At 60.4% G+C, this 2,941-nt stretch carries 3 protein-coding genes and 1 pseudogene; 3 read left to right on the forward strand and 1 reads right to left on the reverse strand.

Annotation, left to right across the window (positions count from 1 at the left end; all coding sequences use genetic code 11):
- From ACXRVY_RS22530 to ACXRVY_RS22540, 3 genes are all read left to right on the forward strand, one after another.
- Window positions 1-562 (forward strand): BMP family ABC transporter substrate-binding protein (locus ACXRVY_RS22530; protein WP_458238279.1); only part of this gene is annotated, 562 nt, incomplete at its 5' end.
- A gap of 144 nt (window positions 563-706) precedes the next feature.
- Window positions 707-1,672, forward strand: coding sequence for an isopenicillin N synthase family dioxygenase (locus ACXRVY_RS22535; protein WP_223462795.1), 966 nt, complete (start codon window positions 707-709; stop codon window positions 1,670-1,672).
- An 82-nt stretch (window positions 1,673-1,754) separates the two neighbouring features.
- A complete protein-coding gene (locus ACXRVY_RS22540) occupies window positions 1,755-2,708 on the forward strand; it encodes an adenosine deaminase (protein ID WP_223462794.1) in 954 nt (317 codons plus the stop codon).
- Between the two features lie 125 nt (window positions 2,709-2,833).
- On the opposite strand, the pseudogene ACXRVY_RS22545 reads toward ACXRVY_RS22540, so the two are convergent.
- Window positions 2,834-2,941, reverse strand: a pseudogene (locus ACXRVY_RS22545) (transcriptional regulator); the annotation flags it as partial.

Below are 2,941 nucleotides of genomic sequence, written 5' to 3' on the forward strand. Positions count from 1 at the left end.
CCAGTTGGCCCTGAACAAGTACAACCCCGGCACCGAGATCAAGGTGGTGTGGGTCAACTCATGGTTCGATCCGGGCAAGGAAGCGGATGCCGCCAACGCGCTGATCGACCAGGGTGTGGACGTGGTGTTCCAGCACACCGACAGCCCGGCGCCGATCCAGGCCGCCGAACGTCGCGGCGTGTATGCCGTGGGCTACGCTTCGGACATGGCGCACTTCGGGCCGAAAGCGGTGCTGACCTCCATCGTCAATGACTGGGGCCCACACTACGTTCAGGCAACCCAAAGTGTGATCGACCATGACTGGAAATCCCGGGACTATTGGGGTGGGTTGAAGGAAGGCACGGTTGAACTGCCGATCAGCGACCTGGTGCCGGCGATGGTGAAGAGCGAAGCCGAGCAGATCATCGCCGACATCAAGAGCGGTGCGCTGCAACTGTTCACCGGGCCAATCAAGGATCAGGCCGGAGTCGAAAAAATCCCGGCGGGCACGAGCGCGACCACGGCGGAACTGGCGTCGATGAATTACTACGTGGAAGGTATGAAGGCTGAGATGCCGAAGTAGTTTCCCGATACCGAAACACCGTCCCTGTGGGAGCGAGCTTGCTCGCGATAGCAGTAGAGCAGCCGACATCAATGTTGAATGTGCAGCCGTCATCGCGAGCAAGCTCGCTCCCACAATGGATTTCACTGTTTTAAAGGACTGCGCGTGAACAGCCTCCCCATCATCGACATCGCCCCGCTCTACTGCGACGACCCATCCGCCTGGCCAGCGGTGGCCGGGCAAATCGACCGCGCCTGCCGCGAGTGGGGTTTCTTCTACATCAAGGGTCATCCGATTTCAGCAACGCGCATCGACGCCCTGCTCGACCATGCCAAGCGCTTCTTCGCCCAACCCACCGCCGAAAAACTCCAGATCGACATCACCCAGACCCGTCACCACCGCGGCTACGGCGCCATCGCCACCGAGCAATTGGACCCAAGCAAACCCGGCGACCTCAAAGAAACCTTCGACATGGGCCTGCACCTGCCGGCCGGGCACCCTGACGTACTGGCGGAAAAACCCTTGCGCGGTCCCAATCGCCATCCGTCCATGCCCGGCTGGGAAGCGCTGACGGAGCAGCACTACGTCGACATGCAAGCTCTCGCACAAACGCTGTTGCGGGCGATGACCCTGGCGCTGGGGATTGAGCGCGATTTCTTCGACACACGCTTCAATGACCCGGTCAGCGTGCTACGGATGATCCATTACCCGCCGCGCCACACCGCCAGCGCCGAAGAGCAACAAGGTGCCGGCGCACACACCGACTACGGTTGCATTACCCTGCTCTATCAGGACGCCACCGGTGGCTTGCAGGTACGTAATGTCCAAGGCGAATGGATCGACGCACCGCCCATCGAAGGTACGTTCGTGGTCAACCTCGGCGACATGATGGCGCGCTGGAGCAACGACCGCTACCTGTCGACGCCGCACCGGGTGATCAGCCCGCTCGGCGTGGATCGTTATTCGATGCCGTTTTTCGCCGAGCCGCACCCGGATACCCGCATCGAATGCCTGCCCGGTTGTCAGGATGAACAACACCCGGCGAAATACCCGGCCACCACCTGCGCCGAGTTCCTGCTCTCGCGCTTCGCCGATACCTACGCTTATCGACGGGAACTGAAAGCGGTGTGATGAACCGCCTGGTCAGGTTTTACCAATTGTTCCGGCAACCCTCTGTAGAATGGCGACTATTGCACCTGATGAGAAAAGAATCATGTATGACTGGCTGAACGCCCTGCCCAAGGCAGAATTGCACCTGCACCTGGAAGGCTCGCTGGAACCCGAACTGTTGTTCGCCCTGGCCGAGCGCAACAAGATTGCCCTGCCATGGAACGACGTCGAAACCTTGCGCAAGGCGTATGCCTTCAACAACCTGCAGGAGTTCCTCGACCTGTATTACCGGGGTGCCGATGTGCTGCGCACATCCCAGGATTTCTATGACCTGACCTGGGCATACCTGCTGCGCTGTAAAGAGCAGAACGTGATTCACACCGAACCGTTCTTCGACCCGCAGACCCATACCGACCGTGGCATCCCGTTCGAAGTGGTGCTCAACGGTATCGCCGCCGCGCTCAAGGATGGCGAGCAGCAACTGGGTATCACCAGTGGTTTGATCCTGAGCTTCCTGCGCCATCTGAGCGAAGACCAAGCGCAGAAAACCCTCGACCAGGCGCTGCCGTTCCGCGATGCGTTCGTCGCCGTGGGCCTGGACAGTTCCGAGATGGGTCACCCGCCGAGCAAGTTCCAGCGCGTGTTCGACCGTGCCCGTGACGAAGGCTTCCTGACCGTCGCCCACGCCGGTGAAGAAGGCCCGCCCGAGTACATCTGGGAAGCCATCGACCTGCTGAAAATCCAGCGCATCGACCATGGCGTGCGCGCCATCGAAGACGAGCGCCTGATGCAGCGAATCATCGACGAGCAGATCCCGCTGACCGTATGCCCGTTGTCGAACACCAAGCTTTGCGTATTCGATCACATGTCACAGCACAACATTCTCGACATGCTGGAGCGCGGTGTAAAAGTGACCGTGAACTCCGATGACCCGGCGTACTTCGGCGGTTATGTCACCGAGAACTTCCATGCGCTGCACACCCACCTGGGCATGACCCAGGATCAGGCCAAACGCCTGGCGCAGAACAGCCTCGATGCGCGGTTGGTGAAACCCTAGGCAGCACCGCAAATCCAACTGCAGGAGCTGGCTTGCCAGCGAAGGCGCCCTCCCATTCACCAACAATGTTGAATGTGGCAACGGCTTCGCTGGCAAGCCAGCTCCTGCAGATTGGGAGCAAGGTTTTAAAGCGCCAATTCCAACTCGGCTTCCCCGGCAAAGCGATGGATCTCGCGTTGGCCGGCGGCCGTCACCTGCAAGGTTCGGGAATCGTTGGGCAGGCTCAGCCACCC

The sequence above is a fragment of the Pseudomonas sp. P5_A2_2 genome, assembly GCF_054177685.1.